This window comes from Vibrio sp. B1ASS3, from assembly GCF_905175355.1.
In the GTDB taxonomy this organism is placed as follows: domain Bacteria; phylum Pseudomonadota; class Gammaproteobacteria; order Enterobacterales; family Vibrionaceae; genus Vibrio; species Vibrio owensii.
This window is the reverse complement of record NZ_HG992743.1, coordinates 1,282,562-1,301,339: the sequence shown is the minus strand read 5'-3', so window position 1 is coordinate 1,301,339 and position 18,778 is coordinate 1,282,562. Positions and strand designations below refer to the sequence as shown.

The 18,778-nt window shown below is 45.0% G+C and carries 14 protein-coding genes and 1 pseudogene; 4 read left to right on the top strand and 11 right to left on the bottom strand.

What is annotated here, in order from left to right; all coding sequences use genetic code 11:
- Nucleotides 1-3: 3 nt before the first annotated feature.
- From KJB05_RS24195 to KJB05_RS24185, 3 genes are all read right to left on the bottom strand, one after another.
- Nucleotides 4-1,341, bottom strand: a complete 1,338-nt coding sequence (locus tag KJB05_RS24195) for an IS4 family transposase (RefSeq protein WP_213053116.1) — start codon at nt 1,339-1,341, stop codon at nt 4-6.
- Between the two features lie 119 nt (nt 1,342-1,460).
- On the bottom strand, nt 1,461-2,441 hold the full coding sequence (locus KJB05_RS24190; RefSeq protein WP_208446297.1) for an HAD family hydrolase: 981 nt from the start codon (nt 2,439-2,441) through the stop codon (nt 1,461-1,463).
- Nucleotides 2,442-2,613: 172 nt separating this feature from the next.
- Nucleotides 2,614-3,402, bottom strand: a complete 789-nt coding sequence (locus KJB05_RS24185) for an SUMF1/EgtB/PvdO family nonheme iron enzyme (RefSeq protein ID WP_208446298.1) — start codon at nt 3,400-3,402, stop codon at nt 2,614-2,616.
- A gap of 176 nt (nt 3,403-3,578) precedes the next feature.
- Between KJB05_RS24185 and KJB05_RS24180 the strand changes: the two genes are divergently transcribed.
- Nucleotides 3,579-4,901, top strand: coding sequence for an anaerobic sulfatase maturase (locus KJB05_RS24180; RefSeq protein WP_208446299.1), 1,323 nt, complete (start codon nt 3,579-3,581; stop codon nt 4,899-4,901).
- A 10-nt stretch (nt 4,902-4,911) separates the two neighbouring features.
- A complete protein-coding gene (locus KJB05_RS24175; RefSeq protein WP_038897160.1) occupies nt 4,912-5,985 on the top strand; it encodes a HEAT repeat domain-containing protein in 1,074 nt (357 codons plus the stop codon).
- Between the two features lie 7 nt (nt 5,986-5,992).
- Here the strand turns inward: KJB05_RS24175 and KJB05_RS24170 are convergent, their stop codons facing one another.
- Both KJB05_RS24170 and KJB05_RS24165 read right to left on the bottom strand, forming a co-directional pair.
- On the bottom strand, nt 5,993-7,609 hold the full coding sequence (locus tag KJB05_RS24170) for a VRR-NUC domain-containing protein (protein ID WP_208446300.1): 1,617 nt from the start codon (nt 7,607-7,609) through the stop codon (nt 5,993-5,995).
- Between the two features lie 95 nt (nt 7,610-7,704).
- A complete protein-coding gene (locus KJB05_RS24165; protein ID WP_009704178.1) occupies nt 7,705-8,937 on the bottom strand; it encodes an OFA family MFS transporter in 1,233 nt (410 codons plus the stop codon).
- A gap of 576 nt (nt 8,938-9,513) precedes the next feature.
- Between KJB05_RS24165 and KJB05_RS24160 the strand changes: the two genes are divergently transcribed.
- Nucleotides 9,514-9,870, top strand: a complete 357-nt coding sequence (locus tag KJB05_RS24160) for a hypothetical protein (protein ID WP_009704179.1) — start codon at nt 9,514-9,516, stop codon at nt 9,868-9,870.
- 59 nt (nt 9,871-9,929) lie between these two features.
- Here the strand turns inward: KJB05_RS24160 and KJB05_RS24155 are convergent.
- From KJB05_RS24155 to KJB05_RS24140, 4 genes and pseudogenes are all read right to left on the bottom strand, one after another.
- Nucleotides 9,930-11,812: pseudogene (locus KJB05_RS24155) on the bottom strand (M48 family metallopeptidase).
- Complete coding sequence (locus KJB05_RS24150) at nt 11,812-12,402, bottom strand: LemA family protein (RefSeq protein ID WP_208446301.1); 591 nt, start codon at nt 12,400-12,402, stop codon at nt 11,812-11,814. The pseudogene KJB05_RS24155 and the gene KJB05_RS24150 overlap by 1 nt, the downstream one beginning before the upstream one ends.
- Before the next feature lie 227 nt (nt 12,403-12,629).
- Entirely contained in the window at nt 12,630-13,997 is a 1,368-nt protein-coding gene (gene dcuC / locus KJB05_RS24145) for an anaerobic C4-dicarboxylate transporter DcuC (protein ID WP_122070662.1), read from the bottom strand.
- Nucleotides 13,998-14,372: 375 nt separating this feature from the next.
- Nucleotides 14,373-15,497 (bottom strand): fatty acid desaturase, encoded by a 1,125-nt coding sequence (locus tag KJB05_RS24140; RefSeq protein WP_208446302.1) that lies wholly within the window; start codon nt 15,495-15,497, stop codon nt 14,373-14,375.
- A 293-nt stretch (nt 15,498-15,790) separates the two neighbouring features.
- On the opposite strand from KJB05_RS24140, the gene KJB05_RS24135 reads away from it, so the two are divergent.
- Nucleotides 15,791-16,339 carry a GNAT family N-acetyltransferase gene (locus KJB05_RS24135; RefSeq protein WP_208446303.1) on the top strand — a complete coding sequence of 183 codons (549 nt, stop codon included), beginning with the start codon at nt 15,791-15,793 and terminating at the stop codon, nt 16,337-16,339.
- Nucleotides 16,340-16,488: 149 nt separating this feature from the next.
- On the opposite strand, the gene KJB05_RS24130 is transcribed toward KJB05_RS24135, so the two are convergent.
- Both KJB05_RS24130 and KJB05_RS24125 read right to left on the bottom strand, forming a co-directional pair.
- A protein-coding gene (locus KJB05_RS24130; RefSeq protein WP_208446524.1) for an IS3 family transposase occupies nt 16,489-18,023 on the bottom strand; the annotation gives its coding sequence in 2 pieces (ribosomal slippage) (nt 16,489-17,561 and nt 17,561-18,023; 1,536 coding nt in all).
- A 46-nt stretch (nt 18,024-18,069) separates the two neighbouring features.
- Nucleotides 18,070-18,657, bottom strand: coding sequence for an HAD family phosphatase (locus KJB05_RS24125; RefSeq protein ID WP_208446296.1), 588 nt, complete (start codon nt 18,655-18,657; stop codon nt 18,070-18,072).
- Nucleotides 18,658-18,778 lie beyond the last annotated feature (121 nt).

Genomic DNA, 18,778 nt, shown 5'->3' with positions numbered 1-18,778 from the left:
AGTTCACTTAAGCGGAGCTGCTTTGCGATTAACTGGGTAGCGAGTCTTTGACATTTTTACCGCCCTAGGCCGATTAGGCTTAGGGCGTTTGTCTATAAAGAGGATGGATAAGTCTCCCCTGAGACTCTTTAAACGCTTCGGTGTATTGCCTAGCGATAACGCTTTACTCATCACTTTCAGTTGACTCGCTATAAACTGACAAGCGTATTTAAAGCTAATTTCATTCGGCATTCTTCCATGCTCAACTGCTGCCTGACTCGCTTCACGTCTTACTAAGTTATAACCAAGCAACAGCCCCCAGAGTTCTTGATAAACAAGGTCTACTGTTCTACTACGTAATACTAAGGCATTGTGTTGCATTGAGCTTTTGATATCACGATAACCTAATTCGATTTCCCAACGTTCGTGATAAAGTTCAGCTACCGCTTTCGCGTCGTAGTTTGTCCTAGGAAGGGAGGTAAAAACAGTTTTCTGCTTACCTTGTACTTCATAGGTCACCGCTCTGACTTGCCATTTTTCAGGTAAGCTAGGATTCTTTTTGCGAGCTTGCGGTGAGACGTTCATTTCGATGACCATGTCATTACTTTCTTCTTCATCTAAAAGAGTGTATTTCAACCCCTTCCTTGCTGGTATCAACCAATGTCTATTAATACCGCTATTTTGAAGAGAGAGAAGTAAGTCCGCACCGTAAAACCCTTTATCTAGTAGCGTCACAGAGTTATCTGGCAAAGAGTCGATGAAGGGCATAGCAAGTGGGATTTCACCACGCCGATAGGGGCTTATGGCGGCATCAGCGATGACATGAGAGCGGACATTCATTATGGTCACAACTCTTAGCACTGGATGCGGTGTCTGTCTGTTGCTAGAGGTATTACCTGAGCCAAAGTGCTCTCTAAGTTCGGGGGTATCCGCGGTTCGAAAAAGAGCACCGTCTACAGCAAAAACTTGTAATCCTTGCCACGTATCATCACGGTATCGTTCAAGACCCCACGTCCGCCCACATTGTTTAAACAACCACTCTGGTGCAGCTCTACCTAAACGTTGTCTTGCCTGAGTTAAAGCACTTTTTGCTAATAACTCTTCATCAGCTAAGCCATCCGCACAGACATTCATTCTTCGTGCAACTTCGGCAATAGGTTCATTACGAAAGAAGGCCATGCCGACAATTAACCACAAGACCATGTCACTTGGTAATCGACGTCGGCGAATAGTCGCTTTATCAGAAAGACTGGCCGCCTTAACAACCCATTCATCTGGAATATGTTCAGAGAAAGTAGTGAGTTGAGCTACATCAACAGGATTTTCTTCGAGGAAATCGGCAAAACAGTTTTGGATAGACATAAAAAATCGGAAGCCTAGAAACAGACTTCCGATTATCTCTCAGCAGAAGGATCGGTCAACCGATCCTTATCTGATCTACATTGCCCAAGAAGGGGAGCTTTAAAGAAGTCGTCATGGTGTTAGTAGACGGTGCACCATTCGTTTTTCATGTCGATAAGATGCCAGTTATCGCGTTGGTTGGCTTCATCCATCGCTTTATCTAAGTGGCCGACGCTGGATTTACGGTCGTATTTCCACTCACGATCTTCATCGGTGTGGTGAACGATCATCGCCATCGAGTTTGGCTGACTGGTTGCCCACTGCATCATCGCGTGGTCACCGTCTGAGTTACCAATTGCGAGAACCGGTTTCTTACCGATGATGTGTTGAATGTTTTCCACTTTCCCGGCTTTGTCATCAATCGTTAGGATTTCACCTAACTTAGTCACAGTTGGCTTACCGTCGTTGTAGTCGTACTTGTATTTTAGTGCGCTACCAATGATTTGTTCTTCAGGGATGCCGTACACTTCTGGTGCCCAAACACGCATAAAGTCCACGCCGCCACCAGAGACGATGTAGGTCTTAAAGCCGTGTTCTTGAAGATAGGTCACCATTTCACGCATTGGTTTGTAAGTCAGTTCGGTATACGCCTTACCAAAACGTGGATCTTTTGCAGCTTTCAGCCACTGTGCGACTTTCTCTTGGTATTCTTCAACCGTCATGCCGCTGTGAGTGACTTTAACAATCTCAAGCAGTGCTTTTTCACCGCCCTTAAAGACGCCTTCGATGTCATCGTTCAATACTGATTTGAACGGCTCTTGCGTCTTCCATTCTGGGTGGTCTTTTGCCATGATTTTCACTTCGTCTAGCGCATAGGCCAGCTGGAAGTAGAAAGGTTTTTCAGACCACAGCGTACCGTCGTTATCGAACACGGCAATACGATCTTGCTCAGGGATGAATGTCGATTTTGTGGTATCCAAAGATTGGTCAACGTAGTTTACGATGGCGGTCTTACTTGCTCCATCTTTCCAAGAAGGTAGCAAGCTTGGGTAGCAATCTAAAGCCATCGCTGAGAACGATAAACCAGATAAGACTGCAAGGGCACAGATGTGTTTCTTCATATTATTATTTACCTAAGTTTGAATGTATTGTTTGTATACATTTGAGGTGAAACGTAAATGAGAACAACGTGGATTTAGCCTCTTTCCCTAACCATTTCCCTAACCAAGAGACGTGTTAATTGGTAAGAATGCGCAAAGGGGCAGTAACGTCGCTTCTCATGCGTAATCGTGCTTAATCAGCATCTTTAGCAAGGCGAAGTCCCATGTCCGACATAATTATAGACTGGCTTGCGAAATCTCGACGGAAATTCTCTGATTCATCAGAATCATAGGCAAAGCTGCCACCTCGTACGGACTTGTGTGCTAGGCCGGCTTTTTCGTCTTTAGCGTTGTTTGGATTCTCGGTTGGACCATAACGGTAGAAGGTGCCGTCATACGCGTCGATCACGAACTCACCAACGTTACCTGTCATGTCATACAGACCAAGTTCATTAGGCTGCTTTTGACCAACGGGGTGAGCTTGGTTTTTGGAGTTGTCGGCATACCACGCCACATCAACAATGTTGTTTGAGCCTGCGTAAGTGAAACCTTGGCTCTTGTTACCGCCTTTTGCGGCAAACTCCCATTCCGCTTCTGTCGGTAAGCGGTAGTTTTCACCGGTCAGTTCGTTCAACTTCTCGATGAAGTAATTCGCCTGTTGCCAACTCAAGTTGTTAACTGGGATGTCTGCGCCTTGGAAGTAACTCATTGAAGAACCCATGACAGATTCAAACAACTCTTGAGTGACCTCGAATTTGGAAATGTAGAAGCCGTCTACCTTTACTTCACGTGCTGGGGTTTCTGCCTTCTTGGCGGAGTCGCTGTTCGATCCCATGACAAATGAACCGCCTTCAACCAACACCATGTCTTGATCAATGTTGAGCGCGATAGGGTGTGGTGATTGAGTCGCACAACCACTCATTAATACGCTGAATGATAGAATAGAAAGTGCGGTTAACGATTTGCTTTTAAATGATTTCATCAATAGTTTCTCGCCAAAAAAGTCACGACAAATATTAGCAATAAACGCTATGAAAAAAGGTTATAAACGGTATAACAAGCCTCTTGTATTAATGGGATTTATGATTAGGTCATCAAGGTGAGAATGGCACGCTTATGAGCGTTCTCAGCTGCATTTCATAACGAAAAAGGTGACGTATGCACATTACTCAAGGTCCTCAGTTCAACGGTAAAGCCTCTAAGCGCTTACATGTCATGGCAAAGCCTATTGGGGCGGCTTGTAACATTGATTGCACTTACTGCTATTACCTCAGCAAACAGGACTTACTTGAGTACAAAAAAGGCTGCACGCCTGTGATGGATGAAGAGACGTTAGAAACCTATATTCGTCAGTACATTGAAGGGCAGAACACGCCGGAAATCATCTTCTCTTGGCAGGGTGGTGAACCAACGATGTTGGGCTTGGATTACTTTAAAAAGATTGTTGAGTTTCAATCTAAGTACAAGCCTGAAGGCGTGGTCATTTCAAACGACTTACAAACCAATGGCACGTTGCTCAACGACGATTGGTGTGCATTTCTAAAAGCAAATAACTTCTTGGTTGGTTTGAGTATCGACGGGCCAGAAATGATGCACAACGCTTACCGAACCAACCGCGCAGGCCGTGGCACGTTTAATCAAGTAATGAAGGCTGTTGAACTGCTGCACAAACATGAAGTGAAGTTCGCAACGCTGACTTGTGTAAACAATCTAACCAGCCGCAATCCTCTTGAGGTGTACCGATTCCTACGTGATGAAGTGCGTTCTCCGCAAATGCAGTTTATTCCCATCGTAGAACAGAAAACGTTCCGTACTACCGCACCTCAAACATGGGAGCCGCAAGAGCAGCTGAAACAAGGCGACAAGCGTCTTATTCCTGGTCACAAAGATTCTGTGGTTGAACCATGGTGTGTGGCAGACGAGGCGTGGGGTAACTTTCTTATCGCGATTTTTGATGAGTGGATTCAGCACGACATTGGCACGGTGTTTGTTCAGTACTTCGAAGCGAGTGTAGAGACTTGGATGGGGCGTAAAAACCCACTTTGTACGCTCGGCGAGATTTGTGGCAAAGGCTTGGCAATGGAACCAAACGGTGATGTTTTCGCTTGTGACCACTACGTTTATCCAGAATACAAGATTGGCAACATCCACCACGAAAAATTAGACACGTTGGCGTATGGTCCTGAGCAACAAAAGTTTGGCTTTGCCAAGACTCGCTCGCTAACCAAGCAATGCCAACAGTGTGATTACCAATTCGCTTGCTACGGCGAGTGTCCGAAAAACCGTTTCATTCGCACTAAAGACGGTGAACCTGGGTTGAACTACCTGTGTGCAGGTTGGAAAAAGTTCTTCTCTCATGCTGATAAGGCAATGGCATACATTCTTCGTGCAACGGGTAACCCTGTGGCACATGGCAAATACAGTGATGCAGTGTTACGCCAACAAGCGGCGAAGCGTCCTGTATTCGAAACCAAATTTTAAGGGGATTGATATGACATTCTCAAAAACGTTATTAGCCATCGCTCTAGGCGTCACCGTAAGCCAATCTGTTGCCGCGCAGGATGAAACCTTGTTGGCTCCAGACCAAGTTTCTTCTGCCAGCGTGACAAGCGCTGAGGAAACCCATTCAGCACAGATGTCGCCACAGCAAGTGGTTGCGAAGTGGTCTTATCAAGCTCAAGACGTGAAACAACCAGTAGAAAAGCGCATTGAAGCGTTGCATGAGTTGGCAAAATACCCAAGTCAAAACGCGCTGGTGGCAGTTGCACGCAGCCTTCAAGACCAAGATCCTGCGGTTCGTGAAGCCGCGATTGTGGGAGCAGAACCTTACACGATTGAACATCGCTGGCGCATGATTGAGCCACTGTTGAGCGATCCAGAGGCCATGGTCCGTATTACTGCTGCGACCAACTTAGTGCGTGACTTTTCCAACGTGAGCAGCGAGCAACAGCAAACGCTGGAAGCGCCGGTTGCTGAACTGATCAGCTACTTAGAGCACAAGAAAGATGACGGCTCCAAACTGCTGTTAGCGGATGTTTATCGTTGGCACCATGAGTGGGATAAAGCGGATAAAATCTATCAAGCTTTGGTGACCAATCAGCCGGAGAATCCACAAATCTGGTTAAGCTTGGCCGATAACTACCGAGCGCAGCAACGCGATGCCGATGCAGTGAAGACGCTGGATTCTGCGATCAAACTTCATCCTGATAATGCGTCTTTGCACTATTCGAAAGCGCTGACACTAGTACGTTTGGATGAGAAGAAGAATGCAGCGACAGAAATCGAAAAAGCGGCCAACATGGCAAAAGATAACAGCTACTACTGGTATCTCAATGGCGTATTGCAAGAAGACTACAACCTAGACAAATCGGTGAAGTCTTTTGAGCAAGCGTATTTGATCTCTGGTGCGCCAGAGCAACTTTATGCGGTTTGCGACATTTATGTTCGTTATGACAACCCGAAAACGGACGAGTGCTTGGGCGAACTAGAGAAAGTCGCACCAAGCTACGTGATTGATCAATTGAAAGAGAAGAAAGGTCAGAAGAACGCCAAAGTAAGCAGCTAAGACCTTTCTAAGCTTGTGCCGTTACATAACAGACTGAGAACGGCACATTGAGGCGATTGAACTCCTTGATCCAACGCCATTGGTTATCTTGGAGTTTATCGCCCGGACCTTTCACTTCTATCCATTCAAACTTCCCATCTTTAAAAGCAATCAAGTCCGGCATACCGTTTCGATAGAGTTTTAGGTCACTTAACTGCACGTTAAACAGTTCGACCAACAGGGCATTAGGGATGTGTTCAAGTGCGAGGGATATCAGCTCTTCGTTCACGTATGCCCAACTGACGAAGGGATTGCTAATTCCAACTTTATCTCTGTATTTCCCAAACAACGCTTGTGTATTCCCTTGTTGAATTTGCTCAAGCGCATTCTCGATAAGCTGCTTTCTTTTATCGGCAAAAACGGCGTGATACAAATCCAATGGTCGATGTTGATAAGCGTTAATGAATGCGCCTTCTATCGGTGCAAAAATCGCATCCCACAAAGTTAATCCTAATAAGCTGTTGAGTAGGGTATTCTCGGAATAGAAGACGGTCCAACCTAAACTTTCGAAATGCGCTTTGGTTGCCAACTCCACACGTTGCTGGGATAGATCCAATTCGATGTGGTATTCGCTGCATTTTGGCTTGGTGGCTCTCGGGACTTTCAAGCCTTGTTTACGTTTAATGCGTTGTTCGAGCTTCTGTGCCACCTCAAACTCAGAGACATCAATAGGGTGGGTGAGCATTTCCGTGACAATGTCACTAAATAAATCGTTTTGTTCTAACTTGTCGTAGATGCGAGCACGACGTTCTCGGCTTGGCGCGAGTGTGGTCGTCTCAAACAGCGCAATTGCCATCTCAAGTTCGTTTATGCGTTCGTAATCACGGGCAATGTCGTTAATCATGTGCTCGCGTTTACGGTCGACGTAGCGATGTTCAACCTGTTCTGGTATTGCTTCGATAAGAATATCGAGGTTCGCTTTTTGTTTTCTGTCGCATTGCCAATAAAGGTTGGAGAGTTGGCTGAGTTCAATAAGCCGGTCGATTTGCTCTCTACTCTCGAAGAATCGACGCGCTTTACTTAACTGGTATTGTTCGAATTGGTGTAAGCCTAAGTCATCAAGCACGAACTGGCTGAGGTCTTGATGAGTATTCGCAAAAAACAGTGTCAGCAAAACATCAATCATGTGTGCGGAGTTAAGCTTAATCACCGTGAAATCCAGAGCCTCAAATAGCTCGAAACGCTCTTCACTTAGGCATGCCACTAATGCCTCTTTCTTGAGGGATTTAGGATGCTCAGGATAGAGAGTGACGATCTCTGGCTTGGTCAATAGATTCGCTGCTAATTCCTGTATCGTTAGGTCAGGGGAGAGCGAGACAAAATCATGAGCTGCCAATTCGCCCAAAGCCGACTGGATGTTCTCGATTTCTTGATAGTTGAGTTTGTCGCTACGAAACCAGCACCCTTTACGGCTGTAAAGACGAACAAGAAGGCACTGTGCGGGTTTGTTTAAGCTCTCAAACGCCGATAGCCATTGGTGTTCATCTTGGCTAAGTAAATCGCTGTACCACTCGGTAGCGTGCTGTGTGAGCTTAAAGAAGTTATCGAGATAGTAATCTGGCGCGAGTTCGACTGTGTTTTCCATAACCAACTAACAATAAAAAAGGCTTAACCCATAGGTTAAGCCTTTTTCGAATCAATTTCTGCAGATCTATTAGATAAATAGAACTGGACTGGCGATTAAGCGTTTTTCAGTTGTGCTACTTTCGCTTCAGTCAGTGGCTTAGTGATGAATGCTAGTACGATACACACTGCCATCATTACTGCTGAAATAGTGTAAGCAAGACCGTAGCCGTCACCGTTAGTCATCGAGAAACCAACAACAGCTGCACCGATTGCACCACCGATACCCCATGCTGTGTAAAGCACGCCGTAGTTAGTACCGTAGTTCTTCAGACCGTAGAATTCAGCCGTTAGAGTAGGGAATACTGCTAGAAGCGTACCGTAACCTACAGCTGCGATTGCTGTACCGATGATTAGCGTGAACTCAGTTTTGAACGTTGCGAACAGAACCATGTTGATGCCCTGTAGAACGAACGCTAGAAGAAGAGTACGTACGCCACCGATCTTGTCTGCAAGCATACCTGCCGCTACACGACCGCCTGAGTTAAATACCGCAAGGATAGACGCTAGGTAAACCGCGTTTGGTAGGTTCGCTTGAACGCTTGCGATAGTCGTGATGTTACCGATGATCATAAGACCAACAGAAGCTGCGAACGCGTACATGATCCATAGAGAGTAGAACTGTGGCGTTTTAAGCATTGCTTTCCAAGTTAGGTCGTCAGACTTCTTAACAACCTTAGGTGCTTGACCTTCTTTTACTTTAGGTTCTGCTGGCGTGTAATCCGCTGGTGGGTTGTTGATTGTTGCTGCTAGAGGAACAGCGATAGCAAGGATACCAACGCCAAGAACTAGGAAGCTTGTTTGGATGCCCATGCTGTCGATCAGCGCAGAAGTCACAGGAGCTAGGTAGATAGCTGCTAGACCGAAACCTGCTGCGATGATGCCGTTAACCATACCTTTCTTAGATGCGTGGAACCACTTCATTGCTGAAGGAGAAAGACACGCGTAACCAAAACCGATACCTGCACCAGTGATTACACCGAAAGTGATGTTCAGCATTAGTGGTGAGTTAACAAAACCAGACGCGATCATGCCTAGACCTGTTAGAACAGTACCTAGGATTAGGATCAAACGTGGACCCATACGGTCTTGAAGAATACCTGCAACAAGAAGACAGATAGAGAAAGTAATAGTTGCAGTCGCGTAAGGTGCAGATGCTTCTGCTGCGCTCCAGCCTGACTCAGTCACTAGTGCTTTGTTGAATACACTCCAAGCATACAGGATGCCAAGACAAAGGTTGATACAGAATCCTGCTAACAGGATGCGCATAGCTTTATCAATCTTGCTCATTTTTGTTCTCAGTAATACCTCTTGGCAGATAGCAAAGAGGGGTCGGTTTAAAGATAGGGTTTACTCAAAATAAGTTTGCGTTTTTCAACACATAACGTAATGAGCGCGGATTATAACCAATAAATGTGTGATTGGAATCTCTTTTTACCCCTATGGCTAAAAATAATTTGAAACATTAAAAATGATTGTAATGAGAGCGTTTTACATATGAAGAAAATGTTGATCTAACGTAAAGAAGCTTTGGTTTGGTAGTGAGATCCTAAGTGAAACAAGGTTGATAGCTCGAGCATGGGTGTTTGGCTCACAGTTTAAGCAAAAAGTTTCAAAGTGTTTAAGTGTTAATGTTATGTAATAAAAGTGGCCAAAATAGAGACTGCTTTTTGTAAGTGCAGGATCTAAAGGGTTTATAAATTCGAGAATGTTAACCGCTTGTAATAACTAGATTCGAAAGGGAGGGTTGAACACAAAGTGAGCAAAAAATGTGCTTGTAATTGCTAAATAGATAAGCAAAATAGGGCGCAAAATGAGTTTTCATTAATGAAAGGATGCTTTTCTCTACTTGTAGTGAGGTGACTTATGAAATTGTTCCTATTACTTATGGCTTCTGTTTCTGCAGGTGTCGCATCAGCAGATCACATCCATTCATTCATGCTAGGTCTTTCTATTGCATCGCTTGCAGTAGGTAGCTGCTACTTCTTCGCATTCCGTAGTTCGCGTTTCCCACAGCTTGCTTTGTTCTTACTGATCTGTGGCATGTTGTCTAAATTGACGATTACTGTGGTTGGTGTGATGTGGGGTATGTCAGCTGAGCTGATTACGTCTCCAATCGTATTTGCTTTGTCTTACTTGTTCTTCTCACTAGCAGTAACCTACCTATGGTTCAGCTACCGTCAAAGCATCACCAAGATTCCTGAGCGCTTCAAAGCGGCTTAATCAAAGTAATCAATTGATGAACACAAAAACGCCAGCGATTATCGCTGGCGTTTTTGTGTTTAAAGCGTCACAGTCAGCGGAGGCTCTGGTACTTCCAAAAAGCATGCTATCACTCGATACAATTCGCCTTCTGCAACGGTGATCTTCCCATCCGATTCAATGGCCAAGCGGCATGCTTTAACGAACTGGCGTCGTTGAACGGGCTTCAGTTGCAGCAACAGTTCTAATGCAGCGCGGCTCAAGCGCCAATTCTTGTTTGCAGGCTCTAACGTTACTTCTGCGAAACCTAAAGACGTTAGGGCTGAATTAAATGCGCGTTGCGCCGCTTGTGGCTCTGAGTGGCTGACCCAAGCGAGCTCCCTCAGCAACCAATGTACACTTTCTTCCAGTTGCTTAAGGGTTTTGTTCTGACGAGTAAACCCAAGAGGTGCGATGAGTTGCTTCTCAAGTAAATTAATGATGCACCACTCACCGAGAGAGTAATGATTGTCAGTTTGTGATAATTCACGCAGCACTTCACACAGCCGGTTCTTTTGGCCTTCACTGAGTGCTTTTAGGGCAGGGATCGCTAGCTCCAAAAGAGGAAGGCGCAAATGGGTTGGTAATTTGTAATCTAACCAAGGTAATAACTTCGCGTGCGACACCATTGGAATATGACCTTTGATCATCTCACGCTGCACTTCGCTTCCATCAAAAATCAGCTGCAACGCAATAAAACGAGCGCTATAAGGCTCACGTGCTATGTCGACCAAGTCTTGTGGCAATTGGCTAATGAGTTGTTTCCCTGTCTCACTTAACTCTGAGGAAGTTGGCGCGACACTTTGTGGCTCAACGTCCTGGCTACCTAAGTCTTGGGGACTAAAGTCGGCATCCGACGCAAATCCACTGACTTGTTCATTACCAAAAGTTGCTCCTTGGCTACGACTTTTACTCAAAAAGCTGTCATCCCAATTAGGCTCAATTCGGCGAATCCTTTCTTCAAGTGGTGGGTGAGTAGCAAATAGGCCAGTAAAGCCAGATAAGTTGCTTTGACCAAACATCATATGGCTCATTTGGCTGCTTGCTTTGGCGTTAAGATAAGACCCAGCGTTGCAACCACCTATCTTTTTAAAGCGCCAGCGATGCCTTGATCGTTACGGGTAAACTGAACCGCACTCGCATCGGCTAAGAACTCCCTTTGTCTTGAGATTGCCGCTTTGATCATTGAACCAAACAAAGTGCCAACCCAGCCTAGAATCAAGCATACAATCGCTATCAACATAATGACGGCAAAGCCTTTATCTGAATCGGAAGAGCTTCGTGATACGCGACTGGTGTGGTGTGTGTTGTCTAACACCAGATGACCGAAATGGGCAATGCAAGTGATGCCGAAGAGTACCCCGATTAAACGTGTGTTCATGCGCATGTCACCGTTTAAGATGTGGCTGAACTCATGAGCAATCACGCCTTGTAATTCATCACGTGTGAAGGTGTCTAGTGCGCCTTGCGTGACACCGATTACAGCATCATCAATACTCATGCCTGCGGCAAACGCGTTGATACCGCGCTCTTCCTGCATCACATAAACAGGAGGAACGGGAATTCCTGACGCGATCGCCATTTCTTCTACCACGTTAAGAAGTCGCCTGTGTTTGGCATCTATCGTGTTGGAAGAGATCAGCTTACCACCGATGCTTTCTGCAACGCCTCGGCCACCGTTCGAAGATAAGTCAGATAGGCGAATCATCGAACTTATTGCTACGATCAACACGACACCCGCAAAGCACAGTAAGACATAGCTAATGGCCGTGTTTTGATCAAATGGCTCACCCGTCACCCCATAGTAAATACCAATCGATAGGACGCTGACCAAACCCGTAATGACAAATACCGCTAAGGAAAACAGAAACACCAAAAGCCCGGTGCGTTGTCGCGCGGTATCTTGATGGTCAAAGAAATTCATTAGAACTCAACCTTAGGCGCTTCTTGGATGGCTTCAGTATCTGCAAATTCCAACAACTTGCCGTCTTGGAAACCAAACATATTGGCAAACAAGACAGGAGGGAAAGTTTGCTTGTAGGTGTTGTAACTGGTGACTGCATCATTAAAGGCTTGGCGAGCAAAAGCGACTTTATTCTCTGTGCTAGTTAACTCTTCTTGCAGTTGGCTCATGGTTTCGTTGGCTTTCAGTTCTGGATACGCCTCTACAACCACATTTAGCTTACCTAGCGCGTTTTGTAGCATGCCTTCTGCTTGTGCTAATTGACTGATGGCTGCGTCGCTGTCTGGTGCGTTACTGGCTGCTTTTAAACGAGATATCGCTTGGTTTCGAGCTTGAATCACTCGCTCAAACGTTTCTTTCTCATGCTCCATGTAGCCTTTTGCGGTGCTAACAAGGTTTGGGATCAAGTCGTAACGTCGTTTCAACTGTACTTCAATCTGAGCAAAGCTGTTTTTGAAGCGATTACGTAGCGTCACTAGCTTGTTGTAAATACTGACCGCAAACACCGCGATAAGCAAAATGATGACGATAAAAACAATAAGTGAAGTCATAGTAAGTTCCATTTTGTGAATGTATGAGATTTTTATATAAGCTGTTGAGATAGTAAGCAAATCAGACTGCTGAGAATGTGGAGCACTTTGAAAATATGGAACGCATTGCTTAATAAAACGATGGCTGATGGATGAAGAAGAGAAGGGCGTAAAGGAAGAATCGTAGAATAAAAAAAGGCTCGACGTAGAAGCCGAGCCTTTGTTGATTAGCGCGATGTAACCGCAGTTTATGCCGTCATTGGTACAAGCACCATAGTACCGATGATCACCGTAATCAGACCTGCAAGAACTGGCACTGATGTACGTTTCACTACTTCGAACGGACTGATGTTTGCCATACCAGAAGTCGCAACGATTACACCAGATACTGGTGAGATAGTACGGCCTAGGTTAGATGCTTGTAGCATTGGGATGATTAGGAACGCAGGGTTAAGACCCATCTTCGCAGCCAGAGAAGGAGCAAGCTCTACGAACGCGTAGAATGGAGCGTTACCAGAACCCGTCGCAATCGCAGCAGCAACAGTTAGACCGGTTAGGATAAGCATTAACGCGATACCGCCAGCACCTGCGTTGTCTGCAAGGTGTAGTAGGTTATCGATAGCACCAATTGACATAAGACCTTGCGCGAATACACCCGCTGCAACCAACAGCATTACCACGCCTTTAAACGCATCTGCCATGCCCGCATAACAAGAATCAAGATCCTCAAGCGACTTCTTACCGTCAAATTTGTTCACCACATAGTGAATCACAGCGCCCAAGAAGATAGAACCTACCACGATAGTGTAGATGTCTAGAGTCAGGCCAGGAATCGTACGACCATTGAATAGGAATACGCCGATGATTGGTAGGAAAGGAAGAACCGCATAGAACGCTGGCGCATCTGCTTTGATCTCAGATACGTCAATCTTTTCCATTGGCGTGTTGTCTTTCTTATCTAGGTATTTATTCCAGAAGAAAGCTGCTGCAGCCATTACGATGATTGCACAAATAGACACAGGCAGTACGGTTTGAACCGCGAACACGTCAAGCGCTAGGCCAGATTTTTCTGCCGCGATAACCACGTCACCAGAAGTTGGTGAAAGGATGATTGCCGCTGGTGAAGCACACACTGCTACCGCAGCAGGGCGAGAGATACCCATTGCTGTCATCATTGGGAATAGGGTAGCCATTAATAGCACGCCTAGACCTGTTGCTGAACTCACTGCAAGAGACATCAAACATGCAACGATGTAAGCCGCTACCAAAAGGACGTATGGAGACTTGATAACAGAAAGCGGTTTAGAGAACTGTTTTACTACTACATTGTTTGCGCCGATGTGGGTCATGTAAGACGCGAAGCCACAAAGTAGCATGATTTGCATACCAAGGCCGCCGCCACGGTATTGAAGCATGTATTTTACGTACTCTAGTGCGTCCGTCACCATATTACCCGTTGAGGTTACTTTTGATGGCAGAACGTCATGGCCAAGAATGCCAGTCATAAGAAGCAAACTAATACCTGCGGTTAATAACACGCCAGCGGCCTTGTAGCCTTTGACAATGAAATAACCCACAGCAATGGTCACTACCAAGCCAATTAAGAGCTCTAACATAGGGTTGTCTCCAGATATTATGAAAAAAAGAAAGAAACTGTTTCAGTTTATGTCAGAGAATTTACAGAATTCTTTCCTGTGGCACGAGACTAAATTAGAGCTAGCATGATCTAAAACAAATAATAGATTAATAAATAATTGCGTTGGATTATATTGTTTAAATTACGTTTTTCAGGTGTTATGTACTGGTTTTGTTGTTTTTAAAGAAACGAAAATATGAACAATTTGTCGAATAAAAATCGTACGAAATGATTAAAAAGTGGGAAAAGCGATAGTTCGAGCTAGATCACGTTAAAGGGACTTGATTGAACAAAAAAGCTCCGAATTAACGGAGCTTTTGTTTTGACGTCTTTATATTGAAGCGCGAGTTACACGTTATGCGTAGCGTCGCACCAAGAGGTTCCAACTGCGTTGTTGACGTTCAAATTCTTCCTTAATTTGTTCGTATTTCAGCTTTGATACGGAACGTTCGTACTTTTTCACTACGGTTGCTGTTTTCTCACCAAGCACTTCTTTTCGCGCTTCATAATATTCTTGCATGTGGTGTACGAGTGCATCGAATTCCTGCTGAAGTTGGTCACGAATCGATTGGCTATTCGGTTTCGTTTCTAACTTTTCTTTTGCCTTTTTCAGCAACTGAGTTGCGCGCGCTTTTTCGATACGGAAAGTCGATGTCGTACGAAGTTTGGTTGTTAACCCAAGCCAAGAGCATGATTTGATCAGCCATTTAGTCGGGTCGTAATGCCACCAGTACACACCATTTCGGTAATCGTTCTCAAAGATGTGGTGGAAGTTATGATAACCCTCACCAAAAGTGAAGAAGGCTAAGATGCCATTATCACGAGCGGTGTTTTTGTCGGTAAAAGTCTGTTTACCCCAAACATGCGCCAACGAGTTGATGAAGAAAGTGGTGTGATGGCTCAAGAACAGGCGAGCGGCACCAACGATCAGGAACATTCCCCAGATATCACCATAGATAAGGCCTAGTGCAAGAGGGGAGCCAATATTAGTCGCAATGGCCAAAGGAACGTAATACTTGTGCTGCCATGCAACGATCTTGTCTCGTTTCAAATCACGGCAGTTCGTGTACTCGTTCTCTTTTGACTTGTTGTAATCGCGAAGCATCCAACCAATATGCGAGTACCAAAATCCGCGTTTCGCTGAATACGGGTCTTTGTCATTGTCATCCACATGTTTGTGGTGAACACGATGATCAGAAGACCAATGCATTGCACTGTTTTGAAGAGAAAAAGCACCACCGATGGCAAAGATGAATCGTAAAACTGGGTGGGCTTCATAGGTTTTGTGGCTCCACAAACGGTGATAACCCGCGGTAATGGAGAGATTGGTAAAACTAAAGGCGATGATACCCCAGATCAGATGTTCCCAACCTAATCCGTAGTGGTATGCATACCAAGGCAATACAACAAAAGTCAGAATAAAACTGGCAGAAAATATCAATATATTCAACCAGATAATGGGCGGTTTATTATGCGTCACGATGTGTCCCTAACTTTGAGCTAACAACTGTTCGCTAGAATATCAGCGTACACGTGTAAGTCAAACTAAAGTTAGGCGACTTTGTTTCGAGTTGTGACAGTTCTATCGCTAAGGCCAAACTCGCAATAATCTGGTGTAGTCAGTGGGATTTTTTGCTTTTAAACGAATAATGAGTAGTATTAATCAATGAGCTGTGGCTATAGATTTGTAAAATCTGCCAAAAATATGTAGTTAAAGAGGTGGAAAATGCCAAAGCTCGTTAGAGAAGCAATAAAAGAACATAGGAATACGTAATGGAATTACGATTAGCGAAATATAAGGATTATGAACGCATCGCGCAGTTGCACGTGGACAGTTGGAAGCGTCACTACCGTGGTATGCTAAGTGATGGTTACCTTGATAGCGAAGCCATCGACGACAAATTGTTGATTTGGCAAACTCGCTTAACCAACCCACCATTCAACCAGCATGTGGTGTTAGCCGAAGAGGGCGGGCTTCTTCTTGGTTTTGTTTGTGTGTTTGGGAATCATGATTTTGAACGCGGCAGTTTTATTGAAGCGCTTCATGTGGATGACAGTTATCGCGGTCGCGGGATCGGGAAGCAACTACTATTAGCGGTTGCAGAATGGCAACAACAATATTTTAAAGACAGTGGTTTGTACCTTGAAGTGATTTCTCAAAATGAACCAGCAATCCAGTTCTACCAGCATATTGGTGGACAAGAATGCCAAGAACGCAACTGGAAAGCGCCTGGTGGAGGTGAAGTCCTTGAGAAAGTGTTCCGTTGGTCAAATGCACAATCACTGGTTAATGGTATAGAAGAAAACGTCGTTTACTCGTAACGGTTGTAACAAGAAGCCTAATTCAGAAAAGAGCAGCGACGTGCTGCTCTTTTTAGTTCTTGCCACTCTAAAAGCGTAATCCCATCGCTTTTAATTCATGTTCACACTGTCGGCGTTTTTCAAGGTAGTTGTCATCATTCGCTTACTTATTAAGCGGCTTCTTTATCTGGATTTAAGTGAACCACTCCAGCTGGCTCACAGTTCCTAATATCATCTGACCATCGCTCTGGATTCTTGCGCTTTGCTGCAAGTAACACCTTTGCGCGACGCTCTAAAATCTCTCGGTCTTTACCATTGTGTCGCTGTGAAGGTGTCACATAATTTATCTTGCTATGCTTGTGTTCCGTATTGTACCAACGTACAAAAGCCTCAACCCAACAGCGACTCGCATCCAACTGTTCAAAGCCTTTTGTTGGCCAACTCGGCATATACTTTACCGTTCGGAACAGTGACTCCACATACGGGTTATCATCGCTTACTCTTGGGCGACTATAAGATGAGGTAATGCCTAGCTCATCCATTTTTGCTTTGAACGTCAGTGATTTCATTGGTGCTCCATTATCCGAGTGCAGCACCAGCGGTTGATTAAAGCATTGTTCACGCATCAACGTTCGTTGCAATAACTGTGACGCTAGCTCACCACACTCACATTCATAGACATCATAACCAACGATTTTGCGGCTGTAGATATCTTCTATTACGTACAGATAGTAGTGCTGTCCACGAACTCTTGAAGGCAAGTAAGTAATATCCCATGTATAGACTTGGTTCGGTCCTGTTGCTGTATAACTTGTTGGCTTAGGTGGTTTTTGCCGACTTCTCTGACGCCCTCGATTATGAAGTTGACCTTGCGCTCTCAGAACCCGATAGTAGCTCGCTTCAGAGGCGATATACTCGCCTTTATCAAGAAGCGTCGGAACGATTTGAGTCGGTGGTAGACTAGCGTATTCCGAGCGATTACAGACCTCTATAATCGCATCCCGCTCTTGTTGTGATAGCTTATTCGCTGGCTCTGGCCTAGTACATATTGGCCTTTTGTCAGCTTGAACTTCACCTTGCTGATACCAACGCCGATAAGTTCTCAGGTCGATTTGGGCTTCATGGCAAGCTGGCTCTAAACGGCAACCACTTTGTCTAGCCTCGTGTATAAGACCAACCAAGCACTGCCTTTCATCGGTTGAGGTTAGTCGTCCTCTGGCTCTTCCCCGTAAAAGGCTCTCAGCTTTTTTCGCAGGACTAACAGAGCTGCGGTTTCAGCGAGCGCCTTTTCTTTGTGTCGTAGTTCTTTTTTCAGCTCTTTAATTTCAAGCTTGTCGGCTTTCGCTTGTTTCTTAGCTTCGGCTTCACGCTCTTTACTCGACATGAAGCCTTGCATACATTCGCTTCGCCAGTTTTCCACTTGCTCGGGGAACAGGCCTTTTTCACGACAATATTGGCTGAGTTCATTCTCGGTCATCGAGTAAGTTTCAGCGACGATGGCAAGTTTAGTTTGAGCAGACCACTGCTCTGATGAAGTATTGCTATTTGGCACAGCGGCTCCTGAACGTCTGAGTTGCTGTCGCCAATGATACAGGGTTGCTGTACTAATACCTTCTTCTTTTGAAACCTGGCTTACCGACATGGAGTATGGAGGCAGTAGTTTCTTCAATATAGCTTCTTTTCTTTCTGCTGGAATACGAGACAAAATTCATTCTTTACCGCCCAAACTGGTTAAATTTTAACAGTGACAACTATCCTGCCAGAGGGGGCTGTTCTGCATGTTTAAATTGAATTGCCGCCAATCCTACCGCTCGTGCCCCTTCAACGTTATAAGGCATATCATCAAGGAACACGGTTTCTTGCGCGAGGAGTTGATGGGTTTCCAACAAGCTTTGATAAATCTCTGGCTGAGGCTTTAATAACCCCAGTTCTGCAGATACCGCCGCGCCTTCAAATAGTGGCCAAAAATCATAAGTGGCTTTGAGGAATTCAACGATCTCTACCACGTTGTCGGTCAGTGCAAACACGTTATATCCTGCGGCTTTGATGCGTTTAAGAAGCTCGACACTGCCATACATCAGTAATTGAGTGTGTTTCACGTAGTAAAAGAAACGTTCGACTTCGCTATCTGAAAGTGCTTTTTCCGATTGATATCGCTGTTTAGCTTGTGCTTCAGTAATAAGCCCTTTGTTCAAATCTAACCAGATAGTGCTCATAAACAAGTCTTTGGCTAACGCCTCGGCGTCGACATCATTGCCAAATGTCAGCCTTACAATTTCTAATGGCGACCATCTCACTAACACATTACCTACATCGAATACGACATTTTTGATTGCTATTGATTGCTATTGATTGCATAGGTGTCCTTGTTTGATAAGTTGAATAGGAGAGAGTGGGTTGCTTCGCTGTGTGTATGTTGCACGGCATTCATGTACAAGGCTTTGCGTTACATCCCATTTT